This is a genomic window from Nocardia sp. NPDC057440, from assembly GCF_042802915.1.
Classification (GTDB): domain Bacteria; phylum Actinomycetota; class Actinomycetes; order Mycobacteriales; family Mycobacteriaceae; genus Nocardia.
In genome coordinates, this window is record NZ_JBHVDF010000004.1 from 471,417 (window position 1) to 487,776 (window position 16,360).

Here is a 16,360-nt window from a genome sequence, read left to right on the forward strand (position 1 = left end):
CGTTGCTGAACAGCGGTGTGGTGTTTGCCGGGTTCACCATCGAGCGTCTGCTCGGGCAGGGCGGCATGGGGTCGGTGTACCTGGCGCGCCATCCTCGGCTGTCTCGGCAGACGGCGTTGAAACTGCTCAATCGCGAGCTGTTCACCGACGCCCAATTGCGGGCGCGGTTCGAACGCGAAGCCGATCTGGCCGCGCACTTGGACCACCCGAACATCGTCGCCGTCTACGACCGCGGCTCCGAGGACGATCAGCTGTGGATCTCCATGCAGTACATCGATGGCATCGACGCGGCGACGGTGAATCCGCAGACGCTGCCGCCCGAGCGCGCGGTGCAGATCATCGAGGGAGTCGCGGACGCACTGGATTACGCGCACGGCATGGGCGTGCTGCACCGCGACGTGAAGCCGGCGAACATCATGTTGGCGCGTTCGGTCGGCGGGCAGGGCGAGCGGGTGTTCCTGACCGATTTCGGTATCGCGCGGCTGCGTGAGGATTCCACCCACCTGACCCAGGCCGGCATGTTCACCGCGACCCTGGCCTATGCCTCGCCCGAACAGATGACCGGCGCGCACCTCGACCATCGCTCCGACCAGTACTCGCTGGCCTGCGCGCTGTACTGGCTGTTCACCGGAATGGCCCCGTTCGATTCGCCCGACCCGAACGACATCATTCGCGGCCATCTGCAATACGCCGCGCCGCCACTGGCCACCAAACGGCATGGCCTCAACCCGGCTCTCGACGGGGTGCTCGCCATGGCCATGGCCAAGCGTCCCGAGCATCGCTTCGCCACCTGCACCGAGTTCGCCGCGGCCGCGCGCCGCGCGCTCAGCGCGCCCGCGTCGGCGGTGCAGGCGGCAACGGTTCAGGTCAACCCGGCCTACCCGCCTGCCGGTTATCCCGGGCCGGGGCCCGCACTCGCTGTGCCGCCCGCGAATCCGGTCGCGGTGATGCCGCCCGGAGCGCCGCCGCCGCACCTGCCTTCCGCACCGCTTGCCGCCGCCGAACAGGCCGCATTCGCGCAGCAGGCGCCCGCGCAGGCCGCGCCGACGGCATCACCAGGATATGAGGGTGCGCCCCAGCAGCATTCGCCCTACCCGGCGCAGCCTCCCGTCAATCCCGGTGTCGCCCAGCCGATGCAGGCCGCGTCGCAGCACCCTGGGAGCCCACATCCCGGTGCGGCGCCCCCCGGGTATCCGCCGCCGAGCGGGCCGAATTATGGTGGCCGACAGCCGATGCCGCCGCACCGTTCCGGCGGCGCCATCGGCTTGCTTGTCCTCGGTGTGGTGGTCGCGGTTGTCGCCGTCGTCGCGTTCCTCGGGGTCATGGCCTTCGACTCGGAGCCGGGCGAGGATTCCGCGGCCTCGCCCGCGCCGTCGACGACGGTGTCGACCCCGGCCGCCCTGCCCACGGATCCGCTGGCGCCGAGTCGCCGCGCGTTTCCGAATCTCTTGCCGCAGGGCACGGGCGCGTTCGGTGACGCGGAATTCCAGGATGCGGAGTGCATGGCGCGCAAGCCCGCGGACGGCGTGCGGCTCAAAGATGAACTGCTGCAAACCAGTCGCTGGGTGGTGGCGTGGGAGTGCAGCCGTGACATCGCCGACAGCAACCATATGAACTACACGATCCTCGGCTACGAGTCCGCTGCTGCCGCGCAGGCAGTCGTGACCGCGCTGCCGCCGAATACCGCGACGCCGTCGCGCAAGAACGGCGCGGGACAGACAGCGCATCTATGGATCGTTCCGGATCCGCCCGGCCCGCTCGCGCCGTTCTATCACACGGCAAAACTGGTCGTCAGCTTCGAATCCGATCCCGCTCGCTCGAATTACCTGCTGTACGTGAGCTATCACGGCACCTCGGGTGACCCGCAGACCGCGCCGCCTTCGGCCCAGGACGGCGTGCTGACCTGGTGGGCCGCCGCGCCGCTATAGCGGCAGCGGCCCGTCGTCCCCGCGCCGGCCGCAACGACGGGCCGCTGCCACCCGCGATCGGAGTCAGTCGACGGCCAGCGCCTCCACGATCGGCATCCGGGCAGCGCGCAACGCCGGCGGGATGGAGCCGAGCAGGGCGAGCACCAGTGCGGCGGTTCCGTAGACGAGCAGGATCGGGCTCGGCGCGTAGCGGATATCGATGGTCATGGCATGCCCCATCGCCACGGTGGCCAGGAACTGCACCGCCGCGCCGACCGCGAGACCTAGTGCGGCGCCGATCAATCCGATGCCCGCGGCCTCGGCGAGTACCGAACGCAGCAGGAACTTGCGACTGGTGCCCATGGCGCGCAGCACGCCGAGTTCGCGGCGTCGTTCGAGCACCGAGAGCATCAGTGTGTTCAGCAGCGCGACCGTCGCCACCAGCACCACGATCCAGAGGATGGCCGCGCTCATCGCCGCACCCTGCCGCACGCTCGACGAGATAGCGGTCACGGTGGCCTGGCCGGTGTCGACGTGCATGCCTGCCGGGGCCACTTGCCGGATCGCTGCCGCCACCGCGCTGTGGTCCACGCCCGGTTGCAGGGTGACCTCGAGGATCGTCTCGCCCGGTCGCTCGTACCACTGGCGCATCTGCCCGAGATCCATCACGACCACGCCCGCGATGGCGGAGAAGTACGGAATCACCTGCAGCACTGTGGTGGTGTGGTCCCCCGTCGGCGTCGGCAGCGTGACGTCGGCGCCCGCGTCCACCCCGAGCGATCTGGCGACATCGCGCGAGATCACCACGCCCTCGCCCGCGGCCATCCGCGCCACCACCTCGCGATCCACCGCACTGGTCACCGAACCGTCGACCTCGGCGGGATAGCCCTGCAACATCACGCGACCGCTGCCGAGGGTGGCGAACGCCATCTGCGCAGGGTGCACCGCGGAGACGCCGGGGACCGCCGCGATCTTGTCCCGCAGGTCGCTCGGCAGCAGCGGCCCGGTGGGGAATTGCTCCATGGCGGTCGGACTCACATAGAGGTCGGTGCTGCCGAGGTCGTCGAAAGTGGCAGTGGCCGAATCGACCATATTGCGCGACGCACCGCCCATAGCGACAGTGGCGGCCACCCCGATCATCACCGTCATGGACGTCGCCCACACGCGTCGCGGTGCGCGTTCCAGCGTGGTCGCGCCCAGCGCGCCGGGAGCGCCGAACAGGCGGGCCACCGCGGCGGTTGCCCGCACGATCGGCCCGGTCGCGGCGAAGCAGAGCGCAACGGCCGCGGCGAACGACAGGGAGATGGCGGCGAGCGAGAAGCGGCCGAGGTCGGCCTCGGCGACGCTGATCGCCGCGGCGGTCACTCCGAGCCCGACCACGATGTGCGCCCACCACAGCACCGGATTCACCGTGTCGGTCCGTGCCACCCCGACCGGGACCAAGGCTTCGATCGGTTCGACCCTGTACACCTGACGTGCCGCGATGGCCGCGGCCGCGACGCTGGCGAGTACACAGGCGGCGATCGCGACGGGAATCGCGTACCACGGCACCAGGTATTCGGTGCGCGCCTCCACCGACTGCACGATCGCGGCGGGCAGCCGGTCGATTGCGCTGCGGCCCATGACGACACCGAGCACCGCCCCGACCGCCCCGCCGAGCGCACCGAGCAGCGCCGCCTCGGCGAGCAGATCGCGCACCATGGGCGCGCGTTTGCCGCCGATGGCGCGCAGCAGCGACAACACCGGCCTGCGTTGTGCGACGGCCATACTCATCGCGTTGTAGATGAGGAACGCCGAGACGATCAGCGCGGCGGCCGAGGACATCAGCGTCGAATACCGGACCAGCTGGATCGCACCGCCCGCCTGGGCCGTGCGCAGACTCGGTTCGGCGACAACGGCGCGGCCGTCGACCACCTCGGTCAGCGCGGCGCGCAGTGTAGCGAGGTCGGCGCCGGGCGCGGGAACGATCTGAATGGAGTCGAGTCGCCCGATCCGTCCCGTCACCTGCTGCGCCACACCCAGTGAGGCGGCGACGATGTGGCCGCCGTTGAGCTGCTCGGAAGTTTTGTCGTCGAGAACGCCTGCGACGGTAACGGTTCCGGACCCGAGTGCGAATCTCTCACCCTCAGCGCGGCCCATCGCCGTACCGACGAGCACGCCGTTGGGCACGCCCAGCAGCTTGCCCGCCTGCCCGCCCATGGGGCCCGCCAGCTCGCTGCCGAGCGCGGCGATGCTCGCGTCGGCGCCGATCAGCAGGGCACGGTCGGCGCCGCTGCCGATCTGGGCGCGCAACATCGGTACCGCCTTCTCGACGCCGGGCGTCGTGGCGATCCGTTGTTGCAGTTGCTGATCGAAGCCCGCGTCGGTGACGCCGGTGATCTCCAGCGCAGCCTTGCCGCCCAGGCTGCGGGTGAGCCGATCCACCGAACCGGTGACCGAGCCGGAGATGCTGAACACCGCGACGAGCAGGCCTGCCGAAACGCCCATGACCGTCAGCGACATGAGGGTCCGGCCGCGATGCGCGAGCAGTTCGCCGATATTGAACAGCCGCAGCCGATCCCACGCGGCCCTGATCATGCCCGCACCGTGCGCTGTGTGCGATCGACCTTGTCGTTGGAGCCGATCTGACCGTCGCGCAACGTGATGACCCGATCGCAGTACTCGATTGCCCCCATATCGTGGGTCACCATCACCACCGAGTTGCCGTTGGCCGCGATATCGCCGAGCAGTTTCAGGATCGATGCACCGGTCTTCGAGTCGAGATTGCCGGTGGGTTCGTCGGCCAGGATCAGCGGCGGGTCCATGATCAACGCCCGCGCCACCGCGACCCGCTGCATCTGACCGCCGGACAGTTCGGTGGGCCGGTGCGCGGCGCGGTCGCTCAGCCCGACCAGGTCGAGCAGCTCCAGCGCGCGCGGTTTGGCTCTGCGTAATCCGGTGCCGTCCAGCAGCTTCGGAATCGCGACGTTCTCCCATGCGGTCAGCGTCGGAAGCAGGTTGAAGAACTGGAAGATGAAACCGACACGATGGCGCCGGAACTCGGACTGTCGTTCTTCGTCCAGCGAGCCGATCTCCGCACCCTGGAAGCGAATCGACCCCGAATCCGGGCTGTCCAGCGCGCCGAGCAAATGCAGCAGTGTGCTCTTGCCCGAGCCGGAAGGTCCGATGATCGAGGTGAATTCGCCCGGGTCGATGCGCAGGCTGATGCCGTCGAGCGCGCGCACGGTCTGCTCACCCACCCGGTAGTGCTTGGTAATGCCCGACAGTTCCAACATCGCGTGATCCGACATGGCTTCCCCCGCTTTCTTTCGTTTGCTTATCGCGCCATGGCCCGCGACGTCAGGTTGCGGCGATGATGGTGCGCGTCGAGCACCGCCCGCAGCGCTGGTTGTTCCGAGGTGAGCTCGAGGTAGACCTCGACGGCAGATTTCCCCTCCAGCAGAGCCTGCTCCATTTTCGCGTCGAGATGTAGATTCCACCGATACCGCAGTGCGAGCAATACGCCGTCCGGGCCGCCGAAGAGCCGTTCCAGCCCCGGGATTTCCGAGAACAGGTCCGGACTGTCCGGATCGACGGCCGCGCGGGTGAGCACGGTGTGCACAATGTCGGTTCGGGCGTGCTGATCTTCCCAAGACATGGCATTCGCCTTCCGTGATGTGTTCGCCTCCGGCCGCGGATGACGCGACGCGGAGCGGATGCTGCTCACGCTACGGACGCCGAAAAGCGCTGTCTTCGTGCCAGGGACCCGAATCGGTCTCCGACCGTGGTAGGAGCGTCGGACCGCTCCAGGGACGATGACCAGGGCCGATCGGACGGTTAGCCTTGGATGATGGATGTGACCCGCGCCATGATCTCGCCTGCGGGCGGCGGACCGGCGATTCCGTTCCGGGAGACCGGGACCGTCTGGTCACGCACCGTCGCATTCGCGCGCCACCCGATCGCGGTGGCCAGGCAGAACATCGAAGAACTCCCGTTCGACTACCCGCCCTCTTTGATCGTCAGCGCCGATGTCGCGCTGTTCCTGGTCGGTGTCGCGGCGACGGCGCAGCGGCACAGCTACTTCCCGACGGCAGTGCCGGTGCTGGCCATGCTGCTGATGTTCATCGCCTCACCGTTGTTCTGCATATTCGGCGTGCGTCCGTGGCCGTGGATCGTCGCGTGCTCGGGGATGGCGGCGACGGCGTTGTTCCTGATCCAGCCGGTGTCGGGGGACTTCGCCCCGTTCGTTCTCATCGTCTGCGTCGGCGAGGTAGCCGCCATCGCACCCAAACGCGCCAGCGTGCTCTTCGGCGCTGTCGCGATAGCGGAACTGCTCGCCTTCGACATGGCGGGAAACCTGCAGTGGACCGCGACGGGTGAGCGGCTCGAAGGCCTGCCGATGTACATACTCGGGATCGCGCTGGGCTGGCTGGTCGGCGTGATGATGCAGCACCAGCGCCGGTTCCTCTACCAGGAACGTGAGTTCCAGGACATTCGGGCGGCTCGGGCCGCCGACGAGGAGCGTCGAAGGATCGCTCGCGAGGTGCACGACGTGATCGCGCACTCGCTGAGCATCACGCTGCTGCATCTGACCGCGGCGCGGCACGCGTTGCAGACCGATCGCGATGTCGATGACGCGGTCGAGGCACTCGTCGATGCGGAGCGGCTCGGTAGGCAGGCCATGGCCGACATCCGGCGCACCATCGGCCTGCTCGACGTAGCGCCCTCGAAGCAGGCTCCGGAACCCGGTGTCGAGGACATCGAGGATCTGGTCGGTGATTTCGTGCGCGCGGGACTGGATGTCCGCTACACCGGCGCCGCCGACCTGGGCCCGGTGTCGGCAGCGGTCGGGCTCGCGCTGTACCGGATCGGGCAGGAGTCGCTGGCCAATGTCGTCAAACACGCGCCGGGCGCGTCCACGACGGTCGAGCTCGCGGTGGACGCCGCCGCGGTGACCTTGGTCGTCAACAACACGTTGCCTGGAGGCGTGCCGCCGAATCGAGGACACGGGATGGGGCTGTCCGGCATGGCACAGCGGGCCGAATTGCTCGGCGGCCGAATCACCGCCGGTCCTTTCGACGACGGCTGGTCGGTGCGCGCGCAGTTTCCGCTGGCAGGCCGATCCGGGCCGTGGTGTTCGCTACTCGGCCAGACCTCCGCGCGGGAGGGCGCGTGAGCGCACTGGGACCGGCCCATGACGAGGTCGCCGTTCTGGTCGTCGATGATCAGGAACTCGTTCGCGGTGGACTGCGGCGCATCCTGCGCAGGCGGGACGGCTTCGTCGTCACGGAATGCTCGGACGGGGACGAGGTGCCTGCCGCCCTCGTGAACGGACGCCCCGACGTCGTTCTCATGGACCTGCGCATGAAACGCGTCGGCGGCATAGATGCCACGCGGATGCTGCGCACCAAAGACGACGCCCCGCCAGTTCTCGTGCTCACCACCTTCGACGATGACCAATTGCTGTCGGGTGCGCTGCGCGCCGGGGCAGCCGGATTCATCCTCAAGGATTCGCCCGCCGAGGATCTGATCCGCGCGGTGCGGACGGTAGCCGCGGGCGGAGCCTGGCTCGACCCCGCGGTCACCGGCCGGGTGCTCACCGCCTACCGCACCGTGCGACCCGTGCGCACCCGTGACTCCCGGCTCGCCGAGCTGACCGCACGCGAGTACGAAGTGCTCGAACTGATCGGCCGCGGCCGCGTCAACACCGAAATCGCTCGTGAACTCGGCATCTCGGAAGTCACCGTGAAAAGCCATGTCGGACACATATTCGGCAAGCTCGAGCTGCGCGATCGAGCCGCCGCAATCGTGTTTGCGTTTGACCACGGGGTGGTATCACCAGGAGAATCCTCTGTTTGACGGGCAGAACCCGGTCGCGAACCGACGTGATTGGCGGTGCGTGATCTCGGCCCGGGATGCGGAGGAATGACGGGGTGGACGGACCTGGTCGGAGAGTCGGAAGTCGATTCGGGCCGTATGAGCTGCGCTCGCTACTCGGCAAAGGCGGCATGGGCGAGGTCTATGAGGCCTACGACGCGGTGAAGGACCGCGTGGTTGCGGTGAAGCTGCTATCGGAGGAGCTAGCCCAGGACCCGGCCTACCAGGTGCGCTTCCGGCGCGAATCACAGGCCGCCGCACGACTGGCCGAGCCGCACATCATCCCCATCCACGATTGGGGCGTGATCGATGGCGTGCTTTTCATCGACATGCGCCTGGTGCCCGGCATAGATCTGCGTTCGCTGCTGCGCCACCAGGGGCCGTTGAGCGCCGAACGCGCGATCGGGATCATCGAGCAGATCGCCGCGGGCTTGGACGCCGCGCACGCCGACGGCCTGGTGCACCGCGACGTCAAGCCCGCCAACATCCTGGTGACCGACGCGGATTTCGCCTATCTCGTCGACTTCGGCATCGCCCACACCGAGGGCGACAGCGCGATGACCCAGGTCGGGATGGCTATCGGCTCCTATACCTACATGGCGCCGGAGCGGTTCGACGTCGGCCAGGTGACCGGTCGCGCCGATATCTATTCGCTGGCCTGTGTACTGCACGAATGCCTCACCGGATCGACGCCCTTCGCGGCGGCGAGCATGAGTGTGCTGATCCGCTCGCACCTTTCCGAGCCGCCGCCGCGACCGAGCGTGCAGCGGCCGGGAATCCCGGCCTCGATGGACGCGGTGATCGCCCGCGGCATGGCCAAGGATCCCGCCGACCGGTATCCCACGGCGGCGGATCTGGCGCGGGCCGCCCGAGCCGCCCTGGGCAGCGCGGCGACGGCGAGCAGTCCCACGTTCGTGGTGCGTGCGCCGGACCCCGCGACCTTCGGTCAGTCCGATCCCACCCTGGTGCAACGGCATTCGGCCTTCATTCCGCCGGAGACGACGGGCGAGCTGGTGATCCACCCCACCGGCCCGACGGTGGTGACTCAGACCGACCTCCAGTTCACGCCATTGCCGCCGCAACAGCCTGCGGGGTCGCCGTTCGGACCGCCCGCGCCGTATCAGCCGACGCAGCAGCCGCCCGTTCGCCCTTTTCCGGATGCCCATCTGTATCAGGAAAGCGAGCAGTACTCGGAGCCGCAGCCGTATTCGGATGCGCAACATCCCGGCGCGCAGCAGTACGCGGACCCGCATCACTTTGCAGAACCGCAGCTGAACCCCGGACTGTCTGCGTTCGCGGACCAACGTTTTGATGCACAACAGTATTCGGATCCACAGCAGGCCCAGGAAACGCAGCGGTACGGGGCGCCGCAGCGTCCCGAGCCGCCGTTCTATCCTGACGCACAGTCTTTCTCGGATCCACACCAGTTCTCCGGTAGCCCGTCGAATTCGCCTTTCCAGCAGCCGCACCAACCGCAGCACGCGGCGGGCCGTGACTTCCGCGCGCCCGACTATTCGGAGGCGGCCGATTCTCGCGCCCGCGAAGACTATGTGTCTCCCGGCGACTATGACGACGACGATTACTACGGGCCGGATTCGGTGGCGGACCCGTACTTCCAGCCGCGGCGGCGATCGATCGTGATGCCGATCCTGATCGGTGTGCTCGCTGTCGTCGTGCTTTCGGTCGGCGGCGTGGTGGGCTGGCAGCTGTTCGGCTCCAGCGACTCAGAGACCTCCTCCTCCGCCGCCGCCGACGTCGAGGCCGGGTCGTCGGTGACGCCGACGACCCGCACCAGCGCCACACCGAGCACCTCGACAGCGCCCGCGACGACCTCCGCGCCCACGTCGTCCACGCCGGTCGTCCTGCCCGAGAGCGCGCGCCCCTGCTCGGCAGGCGGACCCGGACGTGGGGGGTTCACCCAGGTGGCCGCGGGCAGCCAGGTGACCAGTTGCGAATTCGCCGAAGAGGTCCGCAGGGCCTACGCCGAATCCGCCACCGCTAATGTCTCACGCGCACCACGCTCGGTGGTGGCGACAAGCCCGGTCACCGGCCGGACTTACACGATGAATTGCGTCGCTGAGGGCCAGATGGTCACGTGCAGCGGCGGTGAGAACGCGGTGGTGTATGTCTACTGATCGATCCCGGCGCTTCCGAAAGGTTTTCGGCGCCGCGGCGCTGGCCGCGCTGCTGCCACTGACCGCCTGTGCGACCGGTTCCGGTGCGAACTCGGCCGCGCCGCCGTCGAGCATCACCCAGGCCGCGGCGCACACCGACCAGCAGCACCTGTCGATGACCATTCCCGGCACGCTCGCCGCCGGATTCGTCGAACTGCAGGCGGGTCTGCGCGGCCATGTCGGCATGGCGGTCATGCCGGTCGGCGGCGACAAAATGGTCACCTTCGGTGACTGGACCACCGGACCCGCCTGGTCGACCATGAAGGTCCCGCTGACGGTTGCCGCATTGCGCCGCAATTCGGCGAACTCGACCTATGCCGCCACCGCGGCGATCACCGCCTCGGACAACGCCGCCGCCGACACTCTGTGGCAATCGCTGGGCAGCGGTCAGGAAGCGGCGAAGGCGGTCGAGGCCGTGCTGCGTGAGGGCGGTGACACCAGGACCACGGTGCCGCCGACGAGGGCCAGGCCCGAGCACTCGGCATTCGGTCAGGCGGAGTGGACGCTGGCCGACCAGGTTCGCTTCGCGTCGCGGCTGCCGTGCCTGCCGCAGGCGGGGAACGTCATCACGCTGATGGAGCAGATCACGCCCAACCAGCGCTGGGGACTCGGCGCGTTCACCGGCGCCGAATTCAAGGGCGGCTGGGGTCCCGACACCTCCGGCGCATACCTGGTCCGGCAGTTCGGGCTGGTGCCGACGTCGGATGGTCAGATCGCCGTCGCCATTGCGGTACAACCCGATTCGGGTGCGTTCTCCGAGGGGATGGCCATCCTGGACAAGCTGGCCACGCTGATCTCGCAACACCTCGATGAACTCTCCGGCGGCGCCTGCTCCTGACTTGACCGGGTAACGACGACCTCTGACAATCACGACTATGGGGTGAGGTTGCGGGGCCCTTGGTTTGCGGTGCTCGCAGGCGCATCCGCAAGGTGGAGGTAACGGGTGGACGTCACGCAGTCGAGGGCCGGGGCGCGATTCGGTCTCTACGAGTTGCGTTCGTTGCTCGGCAGAGGGGGCATGGGCGAGGTCTACGAGGCCTATGACACGGTGAAGAAGAACGGTTCGACGTCGGCTCGGTCAGCGGCACCGCCGACGTGTACTCGCTGGCCTGTGTGCTCTACGAATGCCTCACCGGCGCACAACCTTTCCCGGTGGACGGGATGAGTCTGCTGATCCGGTCGCATCTTTCCGCGCCGCCGCCGCCGAGCGCCAAGCGGGCCGGGCTACCGGCGGCGCTGGACGGCGTGATCTCGCGCGGCATGGCGAAGACGCCCGCCGATCGATACCCGACCGCGGGCGCGCTTGCCGCCGCGGCACGGGCGGCGGGCGGCGTCAGCGACGCGGGGAGTACCCGCTCGATAGTCGCCTACAGCCAGGCCAAGGAACGGGACTACACCATGGAATGCACGGCCGGCGACGAGTTCGTCACCTGCACCGGCGGCGAGAATGCGATTGTCTATGTCTACTGACCGTTTCCGTAACCCAGGGTTCACGGGGGCGGGGCCCTACGGCCCCGCGGTGCGGGGCAAGATATCCGCCATGCGCATCGGAGTCTTGACCGGAGGCGGAGACTGCCCAGGACTGAACGCGGTCATCCGCGCCGTCGTTCGCACTGCGAACGGCCGCTACGGAGACGCGATCATCGGCTTCCAGGACGGTTGGCGTGGTCTATTGGAGGACCGGAAGATCCCGATCCTCAACGACGATCGCACCGACCGGCTGCTCACCAAGGGCGGCACCATGCTCGGCACCGCACGCACCAATCCGGACGTGCTGCGCGCCGGGCTCGGGCAGATCAGGCAGACCCTCGACGACAACGGCATCGAAGCGCTCATCCCGATCGGCGGCGAAGGCACGCTCACCGCCGCGAGCTGGCTGTCCGACGAAGGGGTCCCCGTGGTCGGGGTGCCCAAGACCATCGACAACGACATCGACTGCACCGACGTCACGTTCGGCCACGACACCGCGCTCTCCATCGCCACCGAGGCAATCGACCGACTGCACACCACCGCGGAATCGCATCAGCGTGTGATGCTCGTCGAGGTGATGGGACGGCACGCGGGCTGGATCGCCATTCACGCGGGCATGGCCGCGGGCGCGCACCTGACCCTGGTACCAGAGGTGCCGTTCGACGTGGACGAGGTGTGCACCATGATCAAGCGCCGCTTCCAGCGCGGCGATAAGCACTTCATCTGCGTTGTCGCCGAGGGCGCGCACCCCGCGCCGGATTCCGGATTCGCGCTGCGCGAGGGCGGCATCGACGAGTTCGGCCATGAGCGCTTCACCGGCGTGGCCCAGCAGCTCGGCGTGGAAATCGAACGCCGCATCGGCAAGGAAGTTCGCACCACTGTCCTCGGCCACGTCCAGCGCGGCGGCAGCCCGACTCCCTACGACCGCGTCCTGGCCACCCGCTTCGGCCTGCACGCCGCCGAAGCGGTGCACGCGGGACACTTCGGCCAAATGGTCTCCCTGCGCGGCACCTCGATCGATCTCGTCCCGCTGTCGGAGGCCACCAAGCAGTTGAAGCGGGTCCCCGAGGACCGCTACCGCGAAGCGGAGGCATTCTTCGGCTGAGCTTCGCTGTAGGTCCGGAACACGCGATAGCGACAGATAGCGGCTGATGCTATCTTTGGCTATGTGAGCAGGACGATCAGCCAAGCGGAGCTACGGAATGGCAGCGCCGGTGTGATGGATGCGCTCGAGGCGGGTGAATGCTTCATCATTACCCGCAACGGCCGTCCAGTGGGTGAACTGCGGCCGTTGGCCCCGAAACGTGAGATCACCACCGCTGAGCTGAAGCAACGACTGACCCGCTTTGCCCGCGCCGGGTCGAGCGCCGAAGAACGTGCACAGGTGGACGCGGTTTTCGGCGAAGACCGGCTCGATGACCAGTGAGCGCCACGACGCGGGCCTGCTCGACACGGGTGTGCTGATCGATCTCGACGATCTGCCGGAAGATCAGCTTCCAATCGTGTCGAAGGTCAGCACCGTGACCCTTGCCGAACTCGGGTTGGGTATCGCGGCGGCACCCGACGCCATCATCCGGCTGCTGCGTACCGAGCGCTTGCAGGAGTTCGAAAGTTCCTTCGAGTCGTTGCCGTTCACGGCCGAAGCGGCCCGCCGATTCACTCTGATGGCGGGCCTGATCACTGCTGGTGGCCGCAGCCCGAAGCCGCGAAAATTCGATCTGATGATCGGGGCCATCGCATCGGTGCACGGCTTGCCTCTGTACACCCGTAACCCGAAGGACTTTCAGGGGCTCGAGCAGGTATTGACAGTCGTGTCAGTGTGATTCGGCGATTCATCCGACCATTTCCGCGGCGTGGGTACTGTGGTGGCTATGCGCAATGGGCGAGTGATCACGTTCATTCTGTTTGTCGTTGCCGCCGTGGTGGCCGGGTGTTCGTCGGGATCGGACAACCCGCCCAACCCGGTGACCGGTGACTGGAAGGGGGCGATCCAGACCCCGGGGAAGCCGATCGATATCGGGGTGACCTTCGCCGAGGACGGCACCGCCACCATCGACATCCCTGCGCAGGAGGTGCACGAGACACCGCTGAAGGATGTGAAGACCGACCGTGACGCGGTGGAATTCGCCATCGCGGATATCCCGGGTGACCCGAAGTTCCACGGCAGGTACGACTCCGGCGCAGGCAAGATCACCGGTGACTTCAGCCAGGGCGGGCAGAGCTTCCCATTGGCGATGGAGCGCGGCAAGGTCGCTGCGCTCCCGCGGCCGCAGGAGCCGAAACCGCCTTTCCCATACCGCTCCGAGGACATCACCTACCGCAGCGGCGACATCACCATCGCGGGCACGCTCACCCAGCCACAGGGCAACGGGCCCTTCCCGGCGGTGCTGCTGATCACCGGCAGCGGCCCTCAGGATCGCGACGAGACACTGATGGGCCACAAGCCGTTCCTGCTCGTCGCGGACACCCTGACCCGTGCGGGGTACGCCGTGCTGCGCACTGACGACCGCGGTGTCGGCGGCACTGGCGGCGACCTCGACGCAGCGAACTACACCGACCTGTCGGGCGATGCCGCGGCAGGTGTGAGCTTCCTGCGCGGCCGTCCTGGCATCGACCCGGCCCGTATCGGACTGTTCGGCCACAGCGAGGGCGGCTATCTCGCACCACTGGTGGCCTCGCGTCCCGACAGCGGCGTCGCGTTCGTCATCACGATGGCAGGTCCGTCCGTGGTCGGCGCCGACGTGGTGAACGAGCAGAACGAACTGATCGGCGCGGCACAGGGCACGCCGCCCGAAGAGCTGGCCGCGCAGGTCCGCGACACCGCCGCGGTGACCACCCTGTTGCGGACCGGTGATATCGAGGGCGCCAAGAAACTGGCTCGCGAACAGAACGCCGCCCTCCCGGAGGACAAGCGAACCAAGGACTCCGACCTCGACGCCCAGTTCACCCCGTACTTCGCGGCCTTGGTGTCCTACGATCCGGCACCCGCGCTGAAGGCATTGCGGGTGCCGGTTCTCGCCTTCTACGGCGGTAAAGACCTCCAGGTCCCCGCCGCCCAGAACGAACAGCCGATGCGCGACAACCTCGCCGCCGACCCGGACGCGACGGTGCTCACCTTCCCCGGCCTCAACCACCTCATGCAGCCCACCGAGACCGGCAGGCCCAGCGAGTACACCGACATCGAGACCACTATCTCGCCGGAGGTGCTGACCTACGTCACCACCTGGCTGACTCAGCGGATACCGCCGAAGTAATCGCGGCCCCTCCGGCAGCCACGAGGACGCTCGACGGTGACCGGCGTGGCCGCCGCTGGTGGCTGGCAGCCGCCGCCGGATCGGCCGCAGGAACCCTCGGAATCCGACGGCGGGCGGGTGAATAGACTTATCGCCATGAGCGCACCCTCCGACGACCTGATGGACTATGCCGATGTCATCGCCCGGTTCGAGCCGGTGCTGGGCATGGAGGTTCACGTCGAGCTGAATACCGCGACCAAAATGTTCTGCGGTTGCCCCACCGAGTTCGGCGCGGAACCGAACACTCAGGTGTGCCCGGTGTGCCTCGGACTGCCCGGCTCACTGCCGGTGGTGAACGAGAAGGCGGTCGAGTCGGCGATCCGGATCGGGCTGGCGTTGAACTGTTCGATCACCCCGTGGGGCCGGTTCGCGCGCAAGAACTACTTCTACCCCGATCAGCCCAAGAACTACCAGATCAGCCAGTACGACGAGCCGATCGCCACGGCTGGCCACCTGGATGTGGTGCTCGACGACGGCAGCGTCTTCCGCGTCGAGATCGAGCGCGCGCACATGGAAGAGGACACGGGCAAGTCGCTGCACGTCGGTGGTGCGACCGGCCGCATCCACGGCGCGAGTCACTCACTGCTGGACTACAACCGGGCCGGTGTGCCGCTGATCGAGATCGTCACCAAGCCGATCACCGGCTCGGGGGAGCGTGCGCCGGAGGTGGCGCGCGCCTACGTGACCGCCCTGCGCGAGGTGTTGAAGTCGCTCAACGTCTCCGACGTCAAGATGGAGCAGGGCTCGTTGCGCTGCGATGCCAACGTGTCGCTGATGCCCATCGGCGCATCGGAATTCGGCACCCGCACCGAGACCAAGAACGTGAACTCGCTCAAGAGCGTCGAAGTCGCGGTCCGCTTCGAAATGCGGCGTCAGGCCGCGCGGTTGGCCGAGGGCCTGAGCATCGTGCAGGAGACCCGCCACTTCCACGAGGCCGACGGCAGCACCTCGCCGGGCCGGGTCAAGGAAACCGCGGAGGACTACCGCTACTTCCCCGAGCCCGACCTGGAGCCCGTCGCGCCCGAAACGGACTGGGTGGAGCAGCTGCGCACCACCATTCCCGAGTACCCGTGGTTGCGCCGCGCCAGGATCCAGGCCGACTGGGAGCTGTCCGACGAGGTGATGCGCGACCTGGTCAACGCGGGCGCGCTCGACCTCATCATCGCCACCGTCGACGCGGGCGCCCCGGCCAACGAGGCGCGCTCCTGGTGGGTCGCCTACCTCACCGAAAAGGCCAAGGAGCGCGAGGTTTCGCTGGAGGACCTGCCGATCACGCCCGCCCAGGTCGCCGAGGTGATCAAGCTCGTCGAGGCGAAGACGGTGAACAACAAGGTCGCCAAGCAGGTCGTCGACTTCGTGCTGGCGGGCGAGGGCAACCCGGCCGAGATCGTGGCCGCCAAGGGGCTCGGCATGGTCAGCGACGACAGTGCGCTGCAAGCCGAGGTCGAAAAGGCGCTCGCCGCGAACCCGGACATCGCCGATCGGATCCGCTCCGGCAAGGTCCAGGCCGCGGGCAAGATCGTCGGTGACGTCATGAAGGCCACCCGCGGGCAGGCCGACGCCGCCAGGGTGCGCGAACTCGTGCTCGCCGCCTGCGGCTGATTTCGGGCTGAATTACCTCCTGCCGCAACAGAATCGGGCCGCGACACCAAGGCGTCGC

The 16,360-nt window shown here is 67.9% G+C and carries 14 protein-coding genes; 11 read left to right on the forward strand and 3 right to left on the reverse strand.

From position 1 onward, the window contains the following. Window positions 1-2: 2 nt before the first annotated feature. Window positions 3-1,928 (forward strand): serine/threonine-protein kinase, encoded by a 1,926-nt coding sequence (locus ACFU4Z_RS11235; RefSeq protein WP_379061540.1) that lies wholly within the window; start codon window positions 3-5, stop codon window positions 1,926-1,928. A 63-nt stretch (window positions 1,929-1,991) separates the two neighbouring features. On the opposite strand, the gene ACFU4Z_RS11240 is transcribed toward ACFU4Z_RS11235, so the two are convergent. From ACFU4Z_RS11240 to ACFU4Z_RS11250, 3 genes are read right to left on the reverse strand one after another with little or no spacing between them, the layout of a single operon-like run. Then, a complete protein-coding gene (locus ACFU4Z_RS11240) occupies window positions 1,992-4,484 on the reverse strand; it encodes an FtsX-like permease family protein (protein WP_379061542.1) in 2,493 nt (830 codons plus the stop codon). Further along, entirely contained in the window at window positions 4,481-5,182 is a 702-nt protein-coding gene (locus ACFU4Z_RS11245) for an ABC transporter ATP-binding protein (RefSeq protein WP_379061544.1), read from the reverse strand. Before ACFU4Z_RS11245 ends, ACFU4Z_RS11240 begins: the two co-directional genes overlap by 4 nt. A 41-nt stretch (window positions 5,183-5,223) precedes the next feature. Then, window positions 5,224-5,544, reverse strand: coding sequence for a hypothetical protein (locus ACFU4Z_RS11250; protein ID WP_379061546.1), 321 nt, complete (start codon window positions 5,542-5,544; stop codon window positions 5,224-5,226). A gap of 189 nt (window positions 5,545-5,733) precedes the next feature. Here ACFU4Z_RS11250 and ACFU4Z_RS11255 point away from each other — a divergent pair, with 189 nt between their 5' ends. The 10 genes from ACFU4Z_RS11255 (at window position 5,734) to gatB (ending at window position 16,302) form a co-directional block, all read left to right on the forward strand. Continuing rightward, entirely contained in the window at window positions 5,734-7,062 is a 1,329-nt protein-coding gene (locus ACFU4Z_RS11255) for a sensor histidine kinase (protein WP_379061548.1), read from the forward strand. After that, window positions 7,059-7,745: a response regulator gene (locus ACFU4Z_RS11260; RefSeq protein ID WP_379061551.1), complete on the forward strand. Its 687-nt coding sequence runs from the start codon at window positions 7,059-7,061 to the stop codon at window positions 7,743-7,745. Before ACFU4Z_RS11255 ends, ACFU4Z_RS11260 begins: the two co-directional genes overlap by 4 nt. A gap of 74 nt (window positions 7,746-7,819) precedes the next feature. Continuing rightward, the gene (locus tag ACFU4Z_RS11265; RefSeq protein WP_379061554.1) at window positions 7,820-9,898 is read left to right on the forward strand and encodes a protein kinase; all 2,079 of its coding nucleotides are present in this window, start codon (window positions 7,820-7,822) and stop codon (window positions 9,896-9,898) included. Next, window positions 9,888-10,775, forward strand: coding sequence for a hypothetical protein (locus ACFU4Z_RS11270; protein ID WP_379061556.1), 888 nt, complete (start codon window positions 9,888-9,890; stop codon window positions 10,773-10,775). Before ACFU4Z_RS11265 ends, ACFU4Z_RS11270 begins: the two co-directional genes overlap by 11 nt. A gap of 323 nt (window positions 10,776-11,098) precedes the next feature. Further along, a complete protein-coding gene (locus ACFU4Z_RS11275) occupies window positions 11,099-11,407 on the forward strand; it encodes a hypothetical protein (protein WP_379061558.1) in 309 nt (102 codons plus the stop codon). A 70-nt stretch (window positions 11,408-11,477) separates the two neighbouring features. Then, window positions 11,478-12,512 carry an ATP-dependent 6-phosphofructokinase gene (locus tag ACFU4Z_RS11280; RefSeq protein ID WP_379061560.1) on the forward strand — a complete coding sequence of 345 codons (1,035 nt, stop codon included), beginning with the start codon at window positions 11,478-11,480 and terminating at the stop codon, window positions 12,510-12,512. Between the two features lie 63 nt (window positions 12,513-12,575). After that, window positions 12,576-12,833 carry a type II toxin-antitoxin system Phd/YefM family antitoxin gene (locus tag ACFU4Z_RS11285; RefSeq protein ID WP_379061562.1) on the forward strand — a complete coding sequence of 86 codons (258 nt, stop codon included), beginning with the start codon at window positions 12,576-12,578 and terminating at the stop codon, window positions 12,831-12,833. 31 nt (window positions 12,834-12,864) lie between these two features. After that, window positions 12,865-13,230, forward strand: coding sequence for a type II toxin-antitoxin system VapC family toxin (locus tag ACFU4Z_RS11290; protein ID WP_379061564.1), 366 nt, complete (start codon window positions 12,865-12,867; stop codon window positions 13,228-13,230). 48 nt (window positions 13,231-13,278) lie between these two features. Beyond that, on the forward strand, window positions 13,279-14,661 hold the full coding sequence (locus ACFU4Z_RS11295; RefSeq protein ID WP_379061566.1) for an alpha/beta hydrolase family protein: 1,383 nt from the start codon (window positions 13,279-13,281) through the stop codon (window positions 14,659-14,661). A 135-nt stretch (window positions 14,662-14,796) separates the two neighbouring features. Beyond that, window positions 14,797-16,302: an Asp-tRNA(Asn)/Glu-tRNA(Gln) amidotransferase subunit GatB gene (gatB, locus tag ACFU4Z_RS11300; RefSeq protein ID WP_379061568.1), complete on the forward strand. Its 1,506-nt coding sequence runs from the start codon at window positions 14,797-14,799 to the stop codon at window positions 16,300-16,302. Window positions 16,303-16,360: the final 58 nt, after the last annotated feature.